At 74.0% G+C, this 21,106-nt stretch carries 19 protein-coding genes; 5 read left to right on the forward strand and 14 right to left on the reverse strand.

The window, feature by feature from the left end:
- Positions 1-564: 564 nt before the first annotated feature.
- Positions 565-1,647, reverse strand: coding sequence for an alpha/beta hydrolase (locus AC6H2I_RS21785; protein WP_497502816.1), 1,083 nt, complete (start codon positions 1,645-1,647; stop codon positions 565-567).
- A gap of 10 nt (positions 1,648-1,657) precedes the next feature.
- A complete protein-coding gene (locus tag AC6H2I_RS21790; protein WP_497502817.1) occupies positions 1,658-2,680 on the reverse strand; it encodes an ABC transporter ATP-binding protein in 1,023 nt (340 codons plus the stop codon).
- A 123-nt stretch (positions 2,681-2,803) separates the two neighbouring features.
- Here AC6H2I_RS21790 and AC6H2I_RS21795 point away from each other — a divergent pair, with 123 nt between their 5' ends.
- Positions 2,804-2,995, forward strand: a complete 192-nt coding sequence (locus tag AC6H2I_RS21795; protein WP_497502818.1) for a zinc-finger domain-containing protein — start codon at positions 2,804-2,806, stop codon at positions 2,993-2,995.
- 206 nt (positions 2,996-3,201) lie between these two features.
- On the forward strand, positions 3,202-3,843 hold the full coding sequence (locus AC6H2I_RS21800) for a LysE/ArgO family amino acid transporter (RefSeq protein WP_497502859.1): 642 nt from the start codon (positions 3,202-3,204) through the stop codon (positions 3,841-3,843).
- On the opposite strand, the gene AC6H2I_RS21805 is transcribed toward AC6H2I_RS21800, so the two are convergent.
- Positions 3,815-4,480, reverse strand: coding sequence for a DedA family protein (locus AC6H2I_RS21805; protein ID WP_497502820.1), 666 nt, complete (start codon positions 4,478-4,480; stop codon positions 3,815-3,817). The two genes, AC6H2I_RS21800 and AC6H2I_RS21805, sit on opposite strands and share 29 nt — an antisense overlap.
- Positions 4,481-4,659: 179 nt before the next feature.
- Here AC6H2I_RS21805 and AC6H2I_RS21810 point away from each other — a divergent pair, with 179 nt between their 5' ends.
- Both AC6H2I_RS21810 and AC6H2I_RS21815 read left to right on the forward strand, forming a co-directional pair.
- The gene (locus AC6H2I_RS21810) at positions 4,660-6,651 is read left to right on the forward strand and encodes a propionyl-CoA synthetase (RefSeq protein WP_497502821.1); all 1,992 of its coding nucleotides are present in this window, start codon (positions 4,660-4,662) and stop codon (positions 6,649-6,651) included.
- Positions 6,652-6,790: 139 nt separating this feature from the next.
- Positions 6,791-7,600, forward strand: coding sequence for an SDR family NAD(P)-dependent oxidoreductase (locus tag AC6H2I_RS21815; protein WP_497502822.1), 810 nt, complete (start codon positions 6,791-6,793; stop codon positions 7,598-7,600).
- A 10-nt stretch (positions 7,601-7,610) separates the two neighbouring features.
- Here the strand turns inward: AC6H2I_RS21815 and AC6H2I_RS21820 are convergent, their stop codons facing one another.
- The 11 genes from AC6H2I_RS21820 to AC6H2I_RS21870 form a co-directional block, all read right to left on the reverse strand.
- On the reverse strand, positions 7,611-9,386 hold the full coding sequence (locus AC6H2I_RS21820; protein ID WP_497502823.1) for an SLC13 family permease: 1,776 nt from the start codon (positions 9,384-9,386) through the stop codon (positions 7,611-7,613).
- A 76-nt stretch (positions 9,387-9,462) separates the two neighbouring features.
- Complete coding sequence (locus AC6H2I_RS21825) at positions 9,463-11,415, reverse strand: AsmA family protein (protein ID WP_497502824.1); 1,953 nt, start codon at positions 11,413-11,415, stop codon at positions 9,463-9,465.
- A 28-nt stretch (positions 11,416-11,443) separates the two neighbouring features.
- Complete coding sequence (locus AC6H2I_RS21830) at positions 11,444-12,361, reverse strand: Pnap_2097 family protein (protein ID WP_497502825.1); 918 nt, start codon at positions 12,359-12,361, stop codon at positions 11,444-11,446.
- Between the two features lie 12 nt (positions 12,362-12,373).
- The gene (locus AC6H2I_RS21835) at positions 12,374-13,666 is read right to left on the reverse strand and encodes an MSMEG_0569 family flavin-dependent oxidoreductase (RefSeq protein WP_497502826.1); all 1,293 of its coding nucleotides are present in this window, start codon (positions 13,664-13,666) and stop codon (positions 12,374-12,376) included.
- Between the two features lie 15 nt (positions 13,667-13,681).
- Entirely contained in the window at positions 13,682-13,972 is a 291-nt protein-coding gene (locus AC6H2I_RS21840; protein ID WP_497502827.1) for an MSMEG_0570 family nitrogen starvation response protein, read from the reverse strand.
- Positions 13,965-15,128, reverse strand: a complete 1,164-nt coding sequence (locus AC6H2I_RS21845; protein ID WP_497502828.1) for an MSMEG_0565 family glycosyltransferase — start codon at positions 15,126-15,128, stop codon at positions 13,965-13,967. Before AC6H2I_RS21845 ends, AC6H2I_RS21840 begins: the two co-directional genes overlap by 8 nt.
- On the reverse strand, positions 15,125-16,096 hold the full coding sequence (locus AC6H2I_RS21850) for a sll0787 family AIR synthase-like protein (RefSeq protein WP_497502829.1): 972 nt from the start codon (positions 16,094-16,096) through the stop codon (positions 15,125-15,127). The genes AC6H2I_RS21845 and AC6H2I_RS21850 overlap by 4 nt, the downstream gene beginning before the upstream one ends.
- The gene (locus AC6H2I_RS21855; protein WP_497502830.1) at positions 16,093-16,635 is read right to left on the reverse strand and encodes an MSMEG_0567/Sll0786 family nitrogen starvation N-acetyltransferase; all 543 of its coding nucleotides are present in this window, start codon (positions 16,633-16,635) and stop codon (positions 16,093-16,095) included. Before AC6H2I_RS21855 ends, AC6H2I_RS21850 begins: the two co-directional genes overlap by 4 nt.
- Complete coding sequence (locus AC6H2I_RS21860) at positions 16,632-17,771, reverse strand: MSMEG_0568 family radical SAM protein (RefSeq protein ID WP_497502831.1); 1,140 nt, start codon at positions 17,769-17,771, stop codon at positions 16,632-16,634. Before AC6H2I_RS21860 ends, AC6H2I_RS21855 begins: the two co-directional genes overlap by 4 nt.
- Positions 17,722-18,738, reverse strand: coding sequence for a Nit6803 family nitrilase (locus AC6H2I_RS21865; protein ID WP_497502832.1), 1,017 nt, complete (start codon positions 18,736-18,738; stop codon positions 17,722-17,724). Before AC6H2I_RS21865 ends, AC6H2I_RS21860 begins: the two co-directional genes overlap by 50 nt.
- Positions 18,739-18,855: 117 nt before the next feature.
- Complete coding sequence (locus tag AC6H2I_RS21870) at positions 18,856-19,338, reverse strand: MSMEG_0572/Sll0783 family nitrogen starvation response protein (protein ID WP_497502833.1); 483 nt, start codon at positions 19,336-19,338, stop codon at positions 18,856-18,858.
- A gap of 373 nt (positions 19,339-19,711) precedes the next feature.
- On the opposite strand from AC6H2I_RS21870, the gene AC6H2I_RS21875 reads away from it, so the two are divergent.
- Positions 19,712-21,100 carry an aminotransferase-like domain-containing protein gene (locus AC6H2I_RS21875; protein ID WP_497502834.1) on the forward strand — a complete coding sequence of 463 codons (1,389 nt, stop codon included), beginning with the start codon at positions 19,712-19,714 and terminating at the stop codon, positions 21,098-21,100.
- Positions 21,101-21,106 lie beyond the last annotated feature (6 nt).

Consider the following 21,106-nt stretch of genomic DNA (forward strand, 5'->3'; position numbering starts at 1 on the left):
CGGGCCGCGCCGTCATCGACTCCTCGCCCCGGCCGGGCGGCAGCGGGACGCCCGGCTCGCACGGGCGCGGGACGCATCGCGATCACCCGTCGCCCGGCTCGATCCGCACCGCGGCCCCCGCCGGCGTGAGCCGATTGCCGCCGCGCGCACGCGCTGCCACGCCGGGGGCCGAACGCCGGGGCCGGGACGCCACGCCCGTTGTCGGGGACGTGCGCGGTGTTACCGATCCGCACGCCGAAGCGCCGCTTCGGCAGCGCCGTTGGTCGGGTGGCGCCGCTGTCCGATCTTGCCGGACAGTTCCGCGCAGGAATAGTGCCATGGCGACGTCGGCTCTTCCCCGGCCCATCGCGGACGTCCCGGTGGGATGGTCTCGCCGCAGAAGACACAGCAGGGCAGTTCACGCACCGTCTGTTTCATCGTTTTTTTCCGGGACCGGGCAGATACCTGATTTATGCACCCCGAACCGCCGGGGATGGTTGCGAATTGGGGTTCGTGGTGCGTGCCTCGGCACAGTGTGGCGGCAGAGGCACGGTGACTCGCCTCACATGCCGATGGTGGGACCCTCTACCGCTCGGCCACCAGGGTGCGCGGTGCGCGGTCGGCGCCGCTCAGCAGCGGGCGGGCGGGATCGGCGATCCACTGGACGATGTCGGCCCGCACCACCGGCGCCTGCAGGTCGCGCAGCAGCATGTGGTAGCCCTTGGGGTAGACCGCGATGCGGTGCGGCCCCGGCACTCCCTCCAGCCGGGCGATGGCGCGCTTCACCGGCTTGGGCGGCAGCACCTCCTCGTGGGCGCCGTAGAGCAGCAGGACCGGCACCGGCGGCCGGGCGATGGCGTCCAGGCCGCGCCCCATCAGCTCGGTCAGCCCGTTCAGGGTGTCGACCCGCGATTCCTTGATGACCAGGGGATCGCGGCCCAGGGCGCGCAGCATCTCGATGTTGTCGGACGGCGTGATGCCCAGATCCCGGGGCGGGCTCACCGTCATGCCCGGCACCAGGGTGTTGGTCAGCCACAGGGCGGCGCGTGGGAAGAATCCCATCACGTCCTTCCCCCACACCGCCGGCGCGGCCAGGATCGCCCCCTCCACCTCGGGCGCGTCGCCGCGGTCGAGGGCGGCGAGCACCACCGCGCCGCCCATGCTCTCGCCCAGGAGAAAGAGCGGCACGCCGGGGTGGCGCGCGCGCAGCACCGCGACCGCGCTGCGCAGGTCGGCGGTGAGGGTGTCGATGCCCGGCCAGATGCCGGGATCGCGCGACGCGCCGAAGCCCCGCTGGTCATAGGCGTAGGTGGCGATGCCGGCGGCCGCGAAGGCGCGGCCGGTGTCGGCGAAGGCGTTGGAGTAGTCGTTGAAGCCGTGCAGCGCCAGCACCACGGCGCGGGGCGCCGCCTCCGGCAGCCAGGCGCGCGCCGGCAGGGCGTAGCCGTCGGCCGCGACGATGGCGCCGTCGGCAAGCTGCGGCGGCGCCAGCGCCGGCCCCATCGGCTGGAAGCGCGACGCGCAGCCCGTCAGCAGCAGGCCGAGGGCGAGCACGACGGCCAGGCGGGCCGGTGGCCCGATGGCCAGGCGGGCCGGTGGCCCGATGGCCAGGCGGGCCGGTGGCCCGGCGGACCGGTGGGCCGGTGGCCCGGCGGACCGGCGCGGCATGTCCGCCCTCTCACGCACCGGCGCGCCGCCCGTCGCCGGCGGCCGCTCCCCGCTGGGCCGGGTCGTGGGCGCCGCTGGTGAGCTGGAGGAAGATGTCCTCCAGGTCGGACTCCTCGGTGGTCAGGTCGACGACGGACAGGCCGGCCTGGGCGACCGCGGCGAGGATGGCGTCGACACGCTGGCGGCTCGGCTGGTAGCGCACCACCAGGCGGCGCGGCTCCGGCAACTCGGCGGTGAAGGCCGCCAGTTCGGCCGGCACCGCGTCGAGGTCGCGGTCGACGAACACCGTCAGCGCCTTGGCGTCGATGCGGCGCAGCAGGGTGCGCGTCGGCTCGCACGCCACCACCGCCCCGTGGTCGATGATGGCGATGGTGTCGCACAGCTCCTCCGCCTCCTGGAGGTAGTGGGTGGTCAGCAGCACCGTGGTGCCGGCGCGGTTCAACTCCCGCACGTGGTCCCACAGCAGGCGGCGCAGCTCGATGTCGACGCCGGCGGTGGGCTCGTCCAGCACCAGCACGGGCGGGGCGTGGACCATCGCCTTGGCCACCATCAGGCGCCGCTTCATGCCGCCCGACAGGGTGCGGGCGTAGGCGGTGGCCTTGTCGGCCAGGCCGACCGCCGCCAGCAGCGCGTCGGTGCGCCGCTCCGCCTTCGGCACCCCGTAGAGGCCGGCCTGCAGCTCCAGCATCTCGCGCGGCGTGAAGAAGGGGTCGATGTTGAGCTCCTGCGGCACCACGCCGATGGACGCCCGGGCCTGGCGCGGGTTGGCGTCGACGTCGGTGCCCCAGATCGCCACCCGCCCCTCGGACTTGTTGACCAGGCCGGCGAGGATGTTGATCAGGGTCGACTTGCCGGCGCCGTTGGGGCCGAGCAGACCGAACACCGAGCCGCGCGGGATCGCCAGGTCGATCCCCTTCAGCGCGTGCTTCGGCCCGGTGCGGCCGCTGCCGGCGTAGGTCTTTGCGAGGCCGCGGATCTCCACGGCGTGGGCCGGCAGGGACACGGGCGAAGGGGTGGGCATGCGTGCAACCATGGTCGAAGGGGGCTTTTCCGGTTCAATCCCGTTGATCGGCGCGGCGCGTCTTGTATCATCCCGCCGCACCGCCACCGATCCTAACGGTGGGTCGAGCGGGCGTGTGAGTCAAAAGGAAGGATGATGACCGCGATGCAGCCCATCGAAACCATCGAGGTGGACACGGCCGAGGTCGGCTGCGACGGCGGCGGCGGCGCCCTGGGTCACCCCCTCGTCTACCTGACGCTGGGCCGCGAGGGGCATGTGGAATGCCCCTACTGCTCGCGCCGCTACGCGCTGAAGGCCGGGGCCAAGACCGGCACCCACGGACACTGAGCCGGCGGCGCCCGCTGCCACGGCGCGGAAAGCGCCCCCCCGGGCCGACCCTGTCCGGTTGACTTGGCGGCGTGCCGGGGATATCACCCACCCGGCGCGCCGGCGAGCCGCGGGCGACGCGTGCGCCCGCCCTCCGGCGCGGCTCGGCGCCGGGTCTTGGGCCGGGCCGTGTCAGGCACAGCGGGGGACGGTCGACCGTGCATGAAATGGTGGTGCTGCTTCAGGGGGTGATACTGGGCATCGCCATCGCCGCGCCCGTCGGGCCGATCGGCCTGCTGTGCATCCGCCGCACCCTCGAGCACGGCCCCCGCATGGGATTCGCCACCGGCATGGGCGCCGCGGTCGCCGACACCTTCTATGGCGGCATCGCCGCCTTCGGCGTATCGGCGGCGCTCAATTTCCTCACCGGGCACCAGGTCTTCTTCCGGATCGTCGGCGGGGTGTTCCTGCTGGCGGTGGCGGTGCGGACCTTCCGCCAGCAGCCCCAGGCGGAGGAGCGCGAGGCCGCGGCGGCCCCCGACAGCCGCACCGCCATCGAGGGGTTCCTCACCGGTCTGTCGCTGACCCTGACCAACCCCGCCACCATCCTGGCGTTCATCGCCGTCTTCGCCGGCTTCGGCCTGGGCGCCGACCTCGGCCGGTTCGACGCCGCCACCATGGTGCTGGGGGTGTTCATCGGCTCGGCCAGCTGGTGGCTGGCCCTGTCGACGGGGGTGGCCGCGGTGCGTCACCGCATCTCCGACGAGCGCCTCACGCTGCTGAACCACTGCACCGGCGTCGCCCTGGCCGGCTTCGGCCTGTGGGCGCTCACCACCGGCTTCACGGGCATGGTGGCTGCGGCGATGTGAGCACCGCCGCCCCGTCGGCCGGGCACTCCCCGCCGCGGGCGGGGCGGGTGCGGAAGAAGTGGACGAGGCGGGCCAGATAGGCGCCCACCAGCACCACCACCAGCCCGACCGTGACATAGCCCACCCAGTCGACCGCAGCCGGCCAGGTCGACAGCATGTAGCCGGTCCAGGCCAGCACCGCGGTCCACAGCACGGACCCGGCGGCCGACGCCAGGCCATAATGCCACACCGCCATCCGGCACGCCCCGGCGGGGATGGCGATCAGGGTGCGCAGCCCGGGCACGGGCTGGCTGAGGAACACCGCGACGCCGCCGTAGCGCTGGAACCAGCGGGTGGCGCGGTCCACCTTGTCCTGGCGGATGGTCAGCCAGTGGCCGTGCCGCTTGAGGAAGCGGTCCAGCCGCCCAGGCTCGGCGAAGCGCGCGGGGGCGTACCACACGAACTGTCCGGCCAGCGACCCCAGGCCACCGGCCAGGGCGATGCCCAGCAGGCTGTACTCGCCGTGGGCGGCGGCCAGCCCGGCCAGCGGAATGACGCTTTCCGCGGGCACCGGCGGCACGACGCGGGCGAGCACCAGCAGCAGGAAGATGCCGACATAGTGCATCGAGTGCAGCACCTCGACCAGCCACTCGGTCATGGACCTCCTCGATCGGCAGGGGGACGGACGGCGTTCCGGCGGAACGCCTCGGGTCGATGGAAACGCCGGCGGCACCCGCCGGTTCCCCCGGGCCCGGCCGCCCCTGCGGCGACCTGCCGCACCGCCCGCCATGCGGTTTGCATTGGCCGCGCGGATTGTCGCACATTGGCAATGCTGCCATGCGCCGCAACGCGGCGTGGCCGACGGAGCAATCCGCACAAAACCAAAAAGCACGAGGACGCCCCATGACCCAGACGTCAGCCGCCACGTTCGACGCCATGCACGCCCGCTCGCTCCAGGACCCCGAGGGCTTCTGGGGCGAGGCGGCCGAAGGACTCTCCTGGTACAAGCGCTGGGACGCCGTCCTGGACGACAGCGCCGCCCCCTTCTACCGCTGGTTCCGCGGCGGCGTCCTCAACACCTGCTACAACGCGGTCGACCGCCACGTCGAGGCCGGGCGCGGCGGCCAGGCCGCCATCATCTACGACAGCCCGGTCACCGGCACCGTCCAGACCACGACCTACGCCGAACTGAAGGAGCAGGTGTCGCTGTTCGCCGGCGCGCTGCGCCGCCTCGGGGTGGAGAAGGGCGACCGGGTCATCCTCTACATGCCGATGATCCCGCAGTCGCTGGTCGCCATGCTCGCCTGCGCGCGCCTGGGCGCGGTCCACTCCGTGGTGTTCGGCGGCTTCGCCCCGCACGAGCTGGCGACCCGCATCGACGACGCCCGGCCCCGCGTCATCGTCTCCGCCTCCTGCGGCATCGAGCCGAACCGCGTGGTCAAGTACAAGCCGATGCTGGACGCCGCCATCGACCAGTCCACCCACAAGCCGGAGCGCTGCATCGTCTTCCAGCGCCCGCAGGAGCACGCGACCCTGATCCCCGGCCGCGACGTCGACTGGGCCGAGGCGGTGGCCAGCGCGCGGCCCGCCGAGTGCGTCCCGGTGGCGGCGACCGATCCCCTCTACATCCTCTACACCTCGGGCACCACCGGCGAGCCCAAGGGCGTGGTCCGCGACAACGGCGGCCACGCCGTGGCCCTGTCGTGGACCATGAAGAACATCTACAACGTCGCGCCCGGCGAGGTGTACTGGGCCGCCTCCGACGTCGGCTGGGTGGTCGGCCACTCCTACATCGTCTACGGCCCGCTGCTCAACGGCAACACCACCATCGTCTTCGAGGGGAAGCCGGTCGGCACCCCCGACGCCGGCACCTTCTGGCGGGTGATCCAGCAGCACAAGGTGTCCACCCTGTTCACGGCCCCGACCGCCTTCCGCGCCATCAAGCGCGAGGACCCCAGGGCCGAACTGCTGAAGAAGTACGATCTGTCGGGCCTGCGGGCCCTGTTCCTGGCCGGCGAGCGGTCGGACCCCGACACCCTGCACTGGGCCGAGGACAACCTGAACGTCCCGGTCATCGACCACTGGTGGCAGACGGAGACGGGCTGGGCGATCTCCGGCAACCCGCTGGGGGTGCACCTCTTCCCCATCAAGTACGGCTCGGCCACCCGGCCGATGCCGGGCTGGGACGTGCGCATCCTCGATCCGGAGAACCAGGAGGTGCCGAGGGGCGACATCGGCGCCATCTGCGTGAAGCTGCCGCTGCCGCCGGGCACCCTGCCGACCCTGTGGAACGCCGACGAGCGCTACCGCAAGTCCTATCTGACCGAGTACCCCGGCCACTACCAGACCGGCGATGCCGGCTTCATCGACGACGACGGCTACGTCTACATCATGGCGCGCACCGACGACATCATCAACGTGGCCGGTCATCGGCTGTCCACCGGCGGCATGGAGGAGGTGCTGGCCTCCCATCCCGACGTCGCGGAATGCGCGGTGATCGGCGTCGCCGACCCGCTGAAGGGCCAGGTGCCGCTGGGCTTCGTGTGCCTGAAGGCCGGCGTCGACCGCCCCCACGCGGACATTGTCAAGGAGGTGGTGGCCCTGGTGCGCGAGCAGATCGGCCCGGTCGCCGACTTCAAGCGCGCCCTGGTGGTGGAGCGTCTGCCGAAGACCCGGTCGGGCAAGATCCTGCGCGGCACCATGCAGAAGATCGCCGACGACCAGGCGTACAAGATGCCGGCGACCATCGACGACCCCGGCATCCTGCCGGAGATCGCCGAGGCCCTGAAGTCACTGGGCTACGCCCAGGGCCACACGGAGGTGGCGTAGCCCGCGGCCGGGGCCGAGCCGCCGGCTGCCGTCGAGCGGACGGTGGTCGTTCCGGGTGGCGGCCGGGGCGGACGCGGCGGTCCGCCCCGGCCGCCCCGCACCCCGTTTGCCCGGCCGCCCGTCGAGGCGTAGTCTGTCCATGCCACGCCATCGAACCAAGACCGTTGCGGGGACCACCATGCGCCTGAAGGACAAATCCGTCATCGTCACCGGGGCCGCCCAGGGCATCGGGCTGGCCTGCGCCCGCGCCTTCGCCGAGGAGGGGGCGCATGTGCTGCTGACCGACATCGACACCGAAAAGGGCGAGGCCGCGGCGGCCCACATCGGCGGCGGCGCCCGCTTCCAGCGCTGCGACGTCGCCGACAAGGCCTCGGTGGAGGCGGCGGTGGCCGCCGCCGGCGCCGCCTTCGGCGGGCTCGACGTGCTGGTGAACAACGCCGGCATCATCCACACCGCCGATTTCCTCGACATCGCCGAGGAGGATTTCGACCGCGTGCTGCGGGTCAACCTGAAGGGCGCGTTCCTGATGGGCCAGGCGGCGGCCCGGGCCATGGTCAGGGCCGGGCGGCCCGGCGCCATCGTCAACATGTCCTCGGTCAACGCCGTGCTGGCGATCCCCAACCAGGTCCCCTACACGGTGTCCAAGGGCGGGGTGAACCAGCTCACCAAGGTGATGGCCCTGGCGCTGGCCCCCCACGGCATCCGGGTCAACGGGATCGGCCCGGGCTCGATCATGACCGACATCCTGAAGACGGTGATGACCGACGAGGCGGCCCGCCGCAAGATCCTGTCGCGCACCCCCCTGGGGCGCACCGGGGACCCCATGGAGATCGCCCGGGTCGCCGTGTTCCTGGCCTCCGACGACGCCTCCTACCTCACGGGGCAGACCATCTACCCCGACGGCGGGCGCCTGCCGCTGAACTACACGGTGCCGGTGGCCGACGCCTGACGGCCGCCGCCTAGCGCGGCGCCAGCGGCCACACCACGGCGATCGCCAGGGTGCCGACCACCACCACCAGCAGCGACAGCGGCAGGCCGAGGCGGGAATAGTCGGCGAAGCGGTAGCCGCCGGGGCTCATCACCAGGGTGTTGCACTGGTGGCCGATGGGGGTGAGGAAGTCGCAGCCGGCCCCCACCGCCACCGCCATGAGGAAGGCATCGGGCCGCAGGCCGAGGTGGGCGGCGAGGCTGGCGCCGATCGGCGCCATCACCAGCACCGTGGCGGCGTTGTTGAGGAACGGCGTCACCGCCATCGCCGCGACCATCATCAGCGCCAGCGCCCCCAGGGGCGGCAGGGCCGCCGCCGCCACCGACAGCCAGCCGGCGATCAGATCGGTGCCGCCGGTGGACTGCAGCGCCTGGGACACCGGGATGAGCGAGCCGAACAGCACCAGGACCGGCCAGTCCACGGCGTCGTACGCCTCCTTCGGCGTCACCACCCGGAACAGCACCATGGCCACGGCCGCGGCGAAGAAGGCCGGCGCCACATGCACCACGCCGGTCGCCACCAGGGCCACGGTCGCGCCGACGATGGCGACGGCGAGGCCGCGCTTGCGCGGCCGGCCGATCGGCAGGTCGCGCGCCGCCAGCGGCAGGCAGCCGAGCGTCGCCAGGGTCTCGTGCACCTCGCCGGCGCGGGCCTGCAGCACCACCAGGTCGCCGAACTGGAAGCGCACGCGGCGCAGCCGCTGGCGGATGCGCTGGCCGCGCCGCGACAGGGCCAGCAGGATCACCCCGTAGCGGCCGCGCAGCGCCAGGTTCTCCACGGTCTGGCCGATCAGCAGGGAGCCCTGGGTGACCACCGCCTCCACCACCACCAGGTCCTCGATCCCGGTCGCCCCGTCCAGGGTCTTGCCGTCGGCCAGCTCCAGCCCGGCGTTCTTGACGAAGCGGGCGAGCGCCTGGGTGTCGCATTCCAGCACCAGAACGTCGCCCTCGAACAGGGTCCAATGGCCCGAGGGCACGTAGCGCCGGCGCCGCTCGCGCAGGATGGCGGCGACCGTCACGTCGCCCTCGCCCAGGTCCTCCAGCTCGGCCACGGTGCGGCCGACGAAGGGGGAGCCGGCGGGCAGCCGGGCCTCGGCGGTGAGGTCGTCGATGGAGAACGCGGCCTGGGAGGCCTGGGCCCGGCGCCGCGGCAGCAGGCGCCAGCCCAGCCCGAGGAAGGCGACCCCGGCCACCGCCAGGACGGCGCCCACGGGGGTGAAGTCGAACATGCGGAACGGCTCGCCCAGGATGTCCTCGCGCATGCGCGAGACGATGATGTTGGGCGAGGTGCCGACCAGCGTCATCAGCCCGCCCAGCAGCGAGCCGAAGGCCATGGGCATCAGCAGCGCCGACACCGGGGTCCCGGTGCGCGCCGCGATCTGCACCGCCACCGGCATCAGCATGGCCAGCGCGCCGACGTTCTTGACGATGGCCGACAGCACCGTGACGGTGCCGGCCAGGATCAGCACCTGGGTCGCCGGCGTGCGCATGCGGGCGGCGAGCGGCTTCATCGCCACCTCCACCACGCCGGAGCGCGCCACCCCGGCGCTGACCACCAGGGCGGAGCCGACGATGATGACGATCTCGTCGGAAAAGCCGCGGAACGCCGCCTCCTCCGGCACGATGCCGACGGCCAGCGCCGCCACCAGGGCCAGCAGGCCGACGATGTCGTAGCGCAGGCGGTCCCACACCAGCAGCACCACCACGGCGCCGATGATGGCAAAGGCCAAACCCTGTTCGCCGGTCATGAATCCCGTCGCGTCGTCGTGGTGGAGGAAGGGCGCAGCCCCGAGACATGGCGCGCCCGCGGCGTCCTGGCAAACCCTATTGCGCGGGGTCGGGGTCGGGGTCGGGGGCGCCGTCGTCGGGCGCCAGGGCGCGGCGGATCAGCGCGCCGCAGTTGGGCTGCTCCGCGGTGCCCGCGTCGAGCAGGGGCAGGAGCGCCGCCAGCGGCGTCAGCAGGGTCCCCAGGGCGACGGCGGCGGCGCCGCGCGCCGCCGCCTCGGTCGGGTCGAAGCCGATCTCGGGGGCGGCGAAGGGGCCGCGCACCAGCACCGGCACCTGGGTGGACAGCAGGTTCGGCTGCTTGGGCCGCCCCTCGATCCGCAGGTCGAGGGTCTCGACGCCGAGATCGATGGTGCCGGTGCCCACCGCCAGGGTCTCCGGGGTGTCGAGGACCAGCGCCTTGACCCGTCCCACCCCCTGCTCGACCGCGATGTCGGTGACGAAGCAGGTGACGGGGGCGGGCTCGTCGCCGCCCAGCACGATGCCCAGGGTCTCCAGCAGGTCGGTCTGCAGCCCCTCGACCACCAGCGCGCCCACCGTGCCGCCATCGACCGCCAGGCCGATGGTGCCGTCGGACACCGCCGCGATGTCGGCCACCGTGGCGCCGCGCCCGGTCAGCACGATGCGGCCGGTCACCGTGCCGCCCATCTGGTCGGCGAGGTCGCTGCCCTCGAACAGGTCGGCCAGGCCGATGCCGCGCAGGCCGACGTCGACGGCGGCCGCGGGGATCGCCTCGCGCCCGTCCAGCACCACCTTGCCGAGGATGCGGCCATCGCCCACCCCGAACGACACGGGATCGGCGGTGAGCACGCCGCGCTCCAGGTGCAGCACCATGCCGAAATTGTCGAGCGCCGCCGCCGCGGCCTCCAGCCGCTTGCCGTTCAGCCGCAGGTCGATGTCGGTGGTGCGCAGGCGCTCCAGGTTGACCGAGGTCGCCGGCAGCAGGCGCCCCGACGCCTTGGTGGGGTACGCCTCCGTGCCCGGCGGCGCGCCGCCGATCAGCCCGGCGAGGTCCGCCAGGGTCAGCCGCTCCGACACCAGCTCGGCGCCGATGTGGGTGCGGTCCGCGCCGGCGTCGATGGCGACGGTGCCGGCGACGTCGCTGCCGCCGACCCGGCCGGCAAGGTCGTCGAGGCGCCACTGGGCGCCGTCGCGCGCCAGCCGCCCGCGCAGGGCGTAGGGGCCGGTCTGCGGGGTGGGGATGCCGAACAGCGGGAGCACGGCGGACAGGTCGTCGCCTTCCAGCTCCACCGCCATGTCGATCCCTTCCAAGCGCGCCGGCTCGGCCAGGGTGCCGGTGACGGCGGCGCGGGTCCGCCCCACCGTGGCGACGGCACTGAGGGGCCAGGGCTCCGTGCCGTCGCGCAGCCGGTGCAGGGAGCCGCCGTCGAGGGTCAGCGCGAAGGGGGCGTCGGCGAAGGTGCCCTCGCCCTCGAGATGGACGCGGTCGTCGCCGTTGTCGCCGACCGCGGTGCTGATGGCGCTGTCGAAGGCGACGGCGCGGGTGGCGTCGCGGTAGATCAGGCGGCCGTCGTCGATGCGCAGCCGGTCGATCACCGGGACGCCGTCACGGCTGTCCGGCGCCACCGCACCGTCCCCCGCCCGGTCCCCCGCCGGTTCCCAGGTGGCGCGCCCCGCCGCGTCGCGCTCCAGGGCAAGGCGCGGCGCCACCAGCCTCACCTCCGGAAGCTCCCAGTCGCCGCGCAGCAGCGGCCAGAGGCGGAGCTGCACGTCCAGCGCCGCGATGGCCAGCATCGCGTCGTCCTGCGCCCAGTCGGGGTTGGCGACGCGCACGTCCGTGGCCTCGATCCGGATGGGGTCGCCGAGGCGGACGCGCAGGTCACCGTCGATCCGCACCGTGCGCCCCAGGGCGCCACTCGCCCAGGCGGCCGCGGTGGGGCGGGCGTGGTTCCACTCGAACAGCAGCACGGCCCCGACGGCGACCAGCAGCACCGCAAGGACACCCGCGCCGATCCACCTGGACACCCTCATCCCCCGGCCCCTTTCCCGTTGCGGAGGGTCAACGCGGGGCGGGCCCCTCCGGCCCCGGGGGTAATCCGGAAGTGCGGCGGCGCGACACCACCTCGGCGATGGCGGCGCCGTCGGAGCCGCGCTCCAGCACGCAGCGGTGGGCCAGCTCCTCCGGTCCGGCGCGCCACTCCACGACGCGCACGGTGACGCTCTCGCCGGGATCGGCGTTGCCAAGATAGACGACGTCGCGCTCGACCGTGGTCGCCCGGTCGGCCGCCGCCGGGTCGATCCGCCATTCCGCGCGGTCGACCAGCGCCACGAAGCTGGCGAAGTAGAGGAACCCCGCGCCGTTGAAGTCGAGGCTGGGACAGGGGTCGAAGGCGACGGCGGCAACCGCGCCGGCCACCCCCGTCTGGCGCCCGGCGCGCCGTGCCGCGGCGCGGTCGGCGATGGCGGCGGCCGGCGTCGGAGTGGCCCCCCGCGGGTCGGCCCCCCGCGGGTCGGCGACCGGCGGCAGCCCTTCCACCTCGACCCGCGCCACCACGTGGTTGCCGCCGCCGGGGCCGCGCCGCACGAAGGTCGACAGCAGGGTGACGGTGCCGATGGGCCGGTCGTCACAGGTCAGCGCGTGCCAGCTGCCGACCTGGGTGCGCGACACCCGCTCCAGCGTCGAGACGACGCGCAGCACGCCGTTCTCCCGCACCGCCGCGAAGTCGCCGCCGTCCACCCGGAGGGCGCAGAAGGCGGCGTAGACCGGCGCCCCCCGCGCGTCGTGGAAATCGGGCACGGCGCGGCCCGCCGCCCGGGCCAGCAGCAGCCAGTGGCGGTGCCCCAGTTCCTTCAGCAGCCAGTTCTCCGACAGGCCGCCCCGGGCGAGGTGCGGCATGCCCAGCAGGATGGCGTCGGGGGCCTCCCCCCACGGCGCCGCGGCGGCCGCTCCGGCGGCGGCGCGCAGCAACCCGTCCATGGCCACGCCCCCTTACCGGCTGACGGCGACGCGGCGGTCGGGCGCCGTCTGCCCAGCGGCGGTCCGTTCGGCGATCCGCTCGGCGATGCGCTGGGCGATGTGGCCGGCGTCGCGGGCGATGCCGGAGAAGCGCCCCGATCCCCAGGTGTGCAGCCAGGGCAGGCCGAGGACGTAGAGCCCGGGCTCGCCGGTCACCCCGCGATGGTGCTTGGGGTGTCCGGCGCCGTTGAAGACCGGCGCGTCGAGCCAGCGGAAATCGGGCTGGAAGCCGATGCACCAGACAATGGCGGCGATTCCCGCGTCGTCGAGGTCCAGCGCCCGCGGCTCGACCGGCGGCTGCCACACCGGCTCGTACACCGAGGCCGGCGGGGCGTCGACGCCCGTCTCGGCGATGTGGCGGTCGATGGCGGCGTTGATGGCGTTGTACACGCGGTCGGCCTCGTCGAGCGCGGCGCGCAGGCTCGGCCGGAACGTCAGGGTCGTGCCTTCCAGCCCGTCCAGCAGGCCGTAGAGCCGCATGCCCTGGAGCGCGAAGGCCCGCAGGTCGATGTCGCGGCCGCCGTCGCGGCCGGTGACGTAATGGTTGGTGTTGTCCCGGACCCCCTCGCGCAGGGGGTGCTTCTCCACGGGCATGTCGTAATAGCCCATCCCGGCCAGCCAGGTGACCACGTCCCGGCCGCGGTAGACGCGGGCGCAGCGCGGGGCGTCGCCCACCGCCAGGTGGACCTGGCGGCCGGCGAGGTGCAGGTCCTCGGCGATCTGGGCGCCGGACTGGCCGGAGCCGACCACCAGCACCGCGCCCTCCGGCAGGGCGGCGGCGCTGCGGTACTGCTCGGAATGGATCTGCACCACGCGCGGCGGCACCCGCTCGGCGAGGCGGGGCACGATCGGCACGGTGTAGCCGCCCGACGCCGCCACCACCTGCTCGGCCACGAAATCGCCGGCGCTGGTGACCACGTCGAAGGCGCCGTCGGGCCGCCGCGCCACCCGCGACACGCCCACCCCCTCCCGCAGATGCGCCCCGGCCTTGGCGCGGAAGCCCTGGAGATAGGCGAGGATCTGGTCGCGCGTCATGAACCCGTCGGGGTCGTCGCCCTGGTAGGGGTGGCCGGGAAGCTGGCACTGCCAGTTGGGCGTCACCAGGCAGAAATTGTCCCAGCGCTGCTCCTTCCAGACATGCATCGCCGTCTTGCGCTCGAAGACGAGATGCTCGATCCCCGATTCCTGGAGGAAGCAACTGATGGACAGGCCGGCCTGGCCACCGCCGATGACGGCGACCGGAAGCACGGGGGAAGGGCTGGGCATGGCGAAGGGCTCCGGTCAGACGGGGTCGAAGGACACGACGCGCACGCGGGCGTCGGGATGGTCGGCGAAGCGGGCACCCGCCGCCTCGACGCGGGCGAGCTGGGCGGCGGCGCGGGAACAGGGAAAGCCGTATTTCTCCCGCACCCGGTCGCTGGCGATGGCCAGGGCGGTGCGGGTCCGCCGGAGGAAGTCGTCCAGCGGGTACTCGGCACCCTCCTCCAGGTGGTCGCGGACCACCAGCGACGGGGAGTAGCAGCGCTCCCGCGTGCCGTCGGGCCAGCGGACGGAGAAGCTCATCTCAGGCATGGAGGACCTCGTGGAGCTGGCGGTAGACGGGCAGATGCGCCGCGGCGACGCGGCCCCAGTCATGGGGGGCGAGCGCCACGTCGGCCCGCGCGGCGAAGGCGGCCCGCGCCCCGGGCAGCAGCGTGCGCCGCATCGCCACGGCGATGTCGGCCGGGGCGGCGGGGTCGCAGAACGCGACGTCGCCGTCGCCGAACAGGTCGGTGAACGGCGCGATGCGGGCGGTGACGACCGGCGTGCCGCAGGCGATGGCCTCGATGGCGACCAGCCCGAACCCCTCCTTGACCGATGGAAAGACCAGGGCGTCGGCCATCCGGTAGAGCGCCGGCATGTCCGGCTGGTCGATCGCCCCGGCAAGGTGGACCCGCTCGGCGACGGCGCCGAGTCCGGCCAGTTCGGCGTCGAAGGACCTGCGGTAGGCGCCGTGGTCGAGCAGCGAGACCCCGCCGGCGATGACGAGGCGTGCCTTTGGCCGCTCGGCGGCGAGGCGGGCGAAGGCGCGCAGGATGTTGAGCGTATTCTTGCGCGCCTCGACCCCGCCGACGGCGAGGAAGACCGGACCCGGGCCGGGGGCGAGGCGGGCGCGCAGGGCGGCCTCGCGGCCGTCCGGCCGGGGCGTGAACACGGTGCGGTCGACGCCGTTGCCGGTGACCGTGGCGGCCACCGCGAAGCTCCGCGCCAGGCGGTCGCGCCACAGCGCACTGACCACCAGGTGGCGGTCGGCGTCGCGGATGGAGCGCGCCTGCAGGGCGACCAGCCGCGGGTCGGCGAAGCTGTCGACGTGGTGCACGGTGCGGGCGAAGCCGGCGATCAGCCCGCGCTCCTTCAAGGTGGCCAGCGCGTTGCCGGAGATCCCGTCCTGGGCGTGGAAGACGTCGAAGCGGCGGTGCGCCGGGTCGGCGAAGTGCCGGACATAGTCGGCGATCCGCGCCTCGACGAGGTCGCGCGTGGTGCCGCCGGCCGGCCTGGCCGACACCGCCACGGTGGCGCCGAGGGTCGGGCGGAAGAAGCCCGCCCCGGCGGGGTCGGGGGCATGGACCACCGCCTCGTGGCCGCCGCGCACCAGGGCGTCGGCGAGGGCCAACGCGTGGACCACCCCGCCCCGCGGGTTGACCGAGTGGGCGAGCACGGCGATGCGCAGGGGGCGGCCGGGCGTCATGCCACGCCCTCCCCGCCCACGAAGCCCAGCAGGGAGCCGGCGCCGCCGCCGCGCACCACGGCGGTGGCGGCGCCGTCGCGGATGGCGACTCCCTGCCCGGCGCCGACGCTGCCGGCGACGGCGGCGGCGATGCCGCGGCCGGCGAAGCGGTCGAGCACGGCGGCGACCGCGTCGGGCGCCACCGCCAGCAGGTAGCCGTAGCTGGGAAAGCTGGTCAGCCAGCGGTCCAGCGCCACCCCGGCCGGCCGCGGCACGGCCTCGACGTCGATGGTCACGCAGACGCCGGAGCAATCGGCCAGCATGGCCGCGGTGCCGACCACGCCGCCCTGGCTGATGTCCTTGGCGGCGCGGCACAGCCCGGCCTCGGCGATGGCCGGCAGCAGCTCCAGGTCGCCGCGCAGGCGGTCCGCCGGGGCGTCGGTCGCCGCCTCCCAGTTGGCGAAGGGCTCGCGGTAGCGGCCGCGCAGGTCGATCGCCACCACCAGCCGGTCGCCCGGCCGGGCGTCGAAGCTGGTCATCAGCGTCCGGGCGCGGCCGAGGATGGCCACGGCAAGCTGGCCGCGGTCCGTCCGCAGGTTGGTGTGGCCGCCGACCACCGGCACGCCGAAACGCTCCGCCGCCGCCCGCAGCCCGTCCAGCACCGGCGCGGCCCCCTCCGCCCCGTCGGCCCACAGGGCGTCGACCACGGCCACCGGCCGGCCGCCCATGGCCGCCACGTCGGACAGGTTGACCATGACCCCGCACCACCCGGCGAACCAGGGATCGCCGGCCACGAAGGCGTTCATGAAGCCCTCGATGGCCAGCAGGGTGAAGCCGTCGCCGTCGGGAATGGCCGCGCAGTCGTCGCCCACCGGCACCCCGTGCGCACCGCCGAGCCCGAGGCGCCGGGCCGCGGCGGCGATGTCGCCCTTGGCCGCCAGCCCCGGGCCGCCCCGCAGGGTGTCCGCCAGGCGCTCCAGCGCGGTCATGCCGCCCTCCGCAGGGCGAGGAAGCCGGTCTCCGGGGCGGGGAACGGCGGGTAGGCGGCGAGGTCCGCCTCCATGCGGTGGTGCGCGCGGCCGTGCAGGTCGAGCTCCTCCAGGGTGCGCCAGTGGAGGCGCCGGAACAGCGGCACGTTCTGGCCCTGCACATGGGCCAGGAAGCGGGTGCAGCCGCGCCCGTGGGCCGAGGACACCGCCAGCCGGATCAGCATGGCGCCGAGGGTGCCGATGCGGCGGTGGTCCGCGGCGACGGCGAGGCGGGAGCCCCACCATTCCCCGGGCGCGCTCTCGTGGATGCGGACGGTGCCGACCACGGCGTCGGCGGCGACCCCCAGCATGGACAGGGCGACGATCGGCGTGGCGACCGCGTCGACGGCGTCGCGGTCGTCGCCGTCGAACAGCCCCTGCTCGGCGCAGAACACCGCGCGCCGCAGGGCGGCGGCGCCGGCGCGCTCCCAGGGTGCGGTGGCGTACTTGATCTGGAACGCGGCGGCGCGGAAGGGCCGGCCCCCGGTCCAGGGGATCATGCGGCGCCTCCCCGGGCCGACCGGCCGCGCTCGTAGGAGGACAGCGCGGAGCAGGCGCCGCAACGTCCGCACCCGGCCTTGACCCGGTCGGCCGCCAGCCCCTGCTCGGCCAGCACGCCGGCGAGCGGCTCCAGCAGGGCGGCCATGAAGGCCGGGGTGGGTCCGGCGTGGTCGGCCAGCGGCGTGCCGGAGATCGGCACGAAGGGGACCACGAAGGGGTAGACGCCGATCTCCGCGAGCCGCCGGCAGACCGCCAGGATGTCCTCGGCCGGGTCGCCGAGGCCGGCGAGGATGTAGGTCGACACCTGGCCGCGGCCGAACACCGCCACCGCGTCGGCGAACGCGGCGACGTAACGCTCCACCGTCACCTGGGCCTTGCCCGGCATGATGCGGCGGCGCACCGGCTCGGTCACCGCCTCGAGGTGCATGCCCAGCGCGGCGGCGCCGGCGTCGCGCAGGCGGGCGAACCAGGCGTGGTCGTCGGGCGGCTCGCACTGCACCTGGACGGGAAGGTCGACCGCGGCCGTCACCGCGGCCACGCTCTCGGCCAGGATGGCGGCGCCGCGGTCCTTGCCGGGCGGCGTGCCGGTGGTCATCACCATGTGCCGCACGCCGTCCAGCTCCACCGCCGCCCGGGCCACCTCGGCGAGCTGGGCCGGGGTCTTGCGCTCGATGGTGCGGCCGGCCTCCAGGGACTGGCCGATGGCGCAGAACTGGCAGCTCTTGCCGCGGCTGACATAGCGCACGCAGGTCTGCAGCACGGTGGTGGCGAGCACGTCGCGGCCGTGCAGCGCGGCGATCTTCCAGTAGGGCACGCCATCGGCGGTGGTGCGGTCGTAGAAGCGGGGCCGCGCCGGAAACGTCACCTCGGCCACCGCCCGGCCGTCGCGCAGCACCCGCCCCCGGCCGTCGGGCCCGGGGGCCTCCACCAGGTAGGGGCTGTCGGCGGCCGGGGCGGTGTGCACCGGCACCATCACCGTCGCCCCGCCGATGGTCATCGCCGTGTGGTCGGACGGACCGGCGCCGCCGCGGCGGCTGCCCGCCCCGGCGGCCGGGTCGACCAGCCGCGCCCCGAAGGACTGCAGCTCAGTGATCAGCGCTTCCGGCCGGAGCAGGGTGGTGGTCTGCGGCTTCATCGTCGTGGCTCCCGGATGCGGGGGGAAGGGGCGCGGCGCGCTCGCGCATGGGGCGCGCCGGGCGGGCGTCGAGGGTGAGGCTGAGGAGTTCGGGGCGCGCGTAGTGCCCGACGCTGTCCATCATCCGCTTGCGCTTGGTGATGAGGGCGAAGTCGAGGTCGGCGATCACCATGCCCTCGCCCTCGGTCAGCGGCGGCACCAGGTGCCCGCCCTCCGGCCCGACGATCGCGGTCATGCAGCCGCCGGTCAGCGCCCGGCGCAGCCCCGGGTCGGGGGTGATCGAGGCGATCTGCTCCGCGCTCAGCCAGCCCGTGGCGTTGACCACGAAGCAGCCGCTCTCCAGGGCGTGGTGGCGGATCGTCACCTCGATCTGCTCGGCGAAGATCGGCCCGACCAGGGAGCCGGGGAACTGGGCCACGTGGATCTCTTCGTGCTGGGCCATCAGGGCGTAGCGGGCCAGCGGGTTGTAGTGCTCCCAGCAGGCCAGCGCGCCGACCCGGCCGACCCGCGTGTCGACCACCCGCAGGCCGCTGCCGTCGCCCTGGCCCCAGATCATCCGTTCGTGGAAGGTCGGGGTGATCTTGCGGCGCGCCAGGGCCAGCGTGCCGTCGGCGTCGAACACCAGCTGGGTGTTGTAGAGCGAGCCGTGGTCGCGCTCGTTGACGCCCAGCACGACCACCATGGCGTGGCGGCGCGCGGCGGCCGCGACGGCGTCGGTCGCCGGGCCCGGCACCGCCACCGCCTCCTCGTAGAGGCGCAGGTGCTCGCGGCCCGACAGGACCGGCGGCAGCACGAACGAGAAGTAGGGGTACCAGGGGACGAACGTCTCCGGGAAGACGAGCAGCTGCGCGCCCTTGGCCGCGGCCTCGGCGATCGCATTCAGGACCTTGGCGATGGTCCCGTCGCGGGAGTCCAGGTCGGGGGCGATCTGGACCGCGGCGGCGCGGATCAGGGTGGTCTCGGCCATGGGCGTTCCTCTCATCGGCCCGGGCGGCGGCGCCCCCGCCCGCGCGACGGCGGCGGCGGCGGCACCGGCCGGGGCGGGGACGGGGGCATTGGTGGTACGGCGCCGGCGGCGCTTGGCTCAGAGCGTCCAGGTGTCGAGGATGAAGGCGCCGGCCTTGCGGTGCAGGAGCACGATGTCCAGCACGTCGAGCGGGCTGATCGGCTTGATCCCCGGGATCAGGGAACCCTCGCCATGGCCGTAGAGCGACTGCAGGGCGAAGCGGCAGGCGTAGACCTTGCCGCCGTCGCCGATGATCTTCTCCAGGCGGTGGTTGAAGTTGAGGTGCCCGGGGAACGCCTCGTCGCCGAGCTTGGGGAAGCCGCGCTGGACGCCCAGCGTGACGCCCGGCCCGTAGAGCAGGATCGAGGTCTCGAACCCCTTCTGGATCAGCCGGGACGCCTGGAGCAGGTTGACCAGGCCGATCGAGCCTTCGAAGGCGACGGTGTGGAAGGTCACCAGCGCCTTTTCGCCGGGCTCGGCCTTGACGTCCTCGAACACCTTCTCTTCGTAGTCGACAAGGAAATCACCCGTCTGGTTGGCGGGGCGGGTCACCTGGGGCATGGAACACCTCGTTGGGGGCTGGGGTCGGGCGTGCGGCGGGCGCCGCGGCGCGTCCCGAATGATCTGCAATCAATATGCCAGTCATTCCATCCACACAGAGCAACGCAATCCATTCATTAGATCTGCTTGATGTGCGAATCGCATGGGCAGACTGCTGCGACACTTTGCCCATTGCGCCGGCACCGATCGGGTTCGGGCGCAGCCCAACCGGGGGATCACCGGGGGATCACCGGGGGATCCTGCGCCGGCCCGGACCGGGCATTGACCCCATCCGGCCCGCGGCAATCCGCGCATCAATATTTTCGGCGACCGCACTGGCGAAGCGGTCCGCAACAGGATACAGTCAATCCATCTAATCCACCGAATCCATGCAATGCCCGACTGGCTCCCCGACCTCTCGACCTCCGTCCGTCCCCGCTACCTCGCCCTCGCCGACCACATCGCCGCCGACATCGAGAGCGGCCGGCTGGCGGCGGGCGACCGGCTGCCGCCCCAGCGCCGGCTGGCGGAGCGGCTCGGCGTGGACTTCACCACGGTCGCCCGCGGCTACACCGAGGCCGGCAAGCGCGGGCTGGTGGAGGCGCGGGTCGGCCAGGGCACCTTCGTGCGCGCCGCCGTCGTCCCGGCCGTCGTCCCGGCGCCCGCCCGCCCCCGCGCCACCGCCGTCGACCTGTCCATGAACCTGCCGCCGGAGCCCGACGATCCCGCCCTGCTGGAGCGCATGCGGGCCGGTCTCGCGGTCATCGGCCAGGACCTGGTGGGGCATCTGCGCTACCAGGGGTTCGGCGGCGGGCCGGCCGACCGGGAGGCGGCGTCCCTGTGGCTGGGCCGGCGCGGCCTGGTGCCGTCGCTGGAGCGCATCTCCATCACGCCGGGCGCCCACCCGGCGCTGCTCGGCATTCTGGGCATCCTGGCGCGGCCCGGCCAGGTGGTGCTGAGCGAGCGGATCACCTACCCCGGCATCCGCTCCATCGCCGCCCAGCTCAACCTGTCCCTGACCGGCCTGCCGATGGACGAGGAGGGCATCGACCCCGACGCCCTGTCGGCGGCCTGCGCCAAGCTGTCGCCGCGGGCGCTCTACCTCAACCCGACCCTGCAGAACCCCACCACCCTGACGGTGAGCCAGCGCCGGCGCGAGGCGATCGTCGCCATCGCCCGGCGCTGGGGGGTGCCGATCGTCGAGGACGACGCCTACGGCATCATCCCCGACCACGCCCCCGGCGCGCTGGCGGCGATCGCCCCGGACATCACCTGGTACGTGGCGGGGCTGGCCAAATGCGTCGGCGCCGGCCTGCGCGCCGCCTATGTGGTGACCCCGGACACCCGCGCCGCCTGGGGCTTCGCCGCGGCCGTGCGCTCGGCCACGGTGATGGCCTCGCCGCTGACGGTGGCCCTGGCGACCCGCTGGATCGAGGACGGCACGGCCGACGGCCTCCTGCGCTTCATCCGCCGCGAGGCGGCGGCCCGCCAGGACCTCGCCCGGCGCATCCTGCCGGCCGCCTGCTACCGCGCCGACCCCTCGGGGTTCCATCTCTGGCTGCCGCTGCCGGCGGGCTGGACCCGCTCGGCCTTCACCGGGCACATGCGCCACACCGGCATCGGCGTGGTGGCCAGCGACGCCTTCACCGTCAGCGGCCCGCCGGCCGAGGCGGTGCGGATCTGCCTGGGCGGCCCGGTGTCGCGCGAGGACGTGCGCCGCGCCCTGGACTTCGCCGCCCACGCCCTGGAGGTCCAGCCGGAGATCGCCACCTCATTCCTGTGACCGGAA

It is taken from the genome of Azospirillum sp. NS33, from assembly GCF_059703765.1.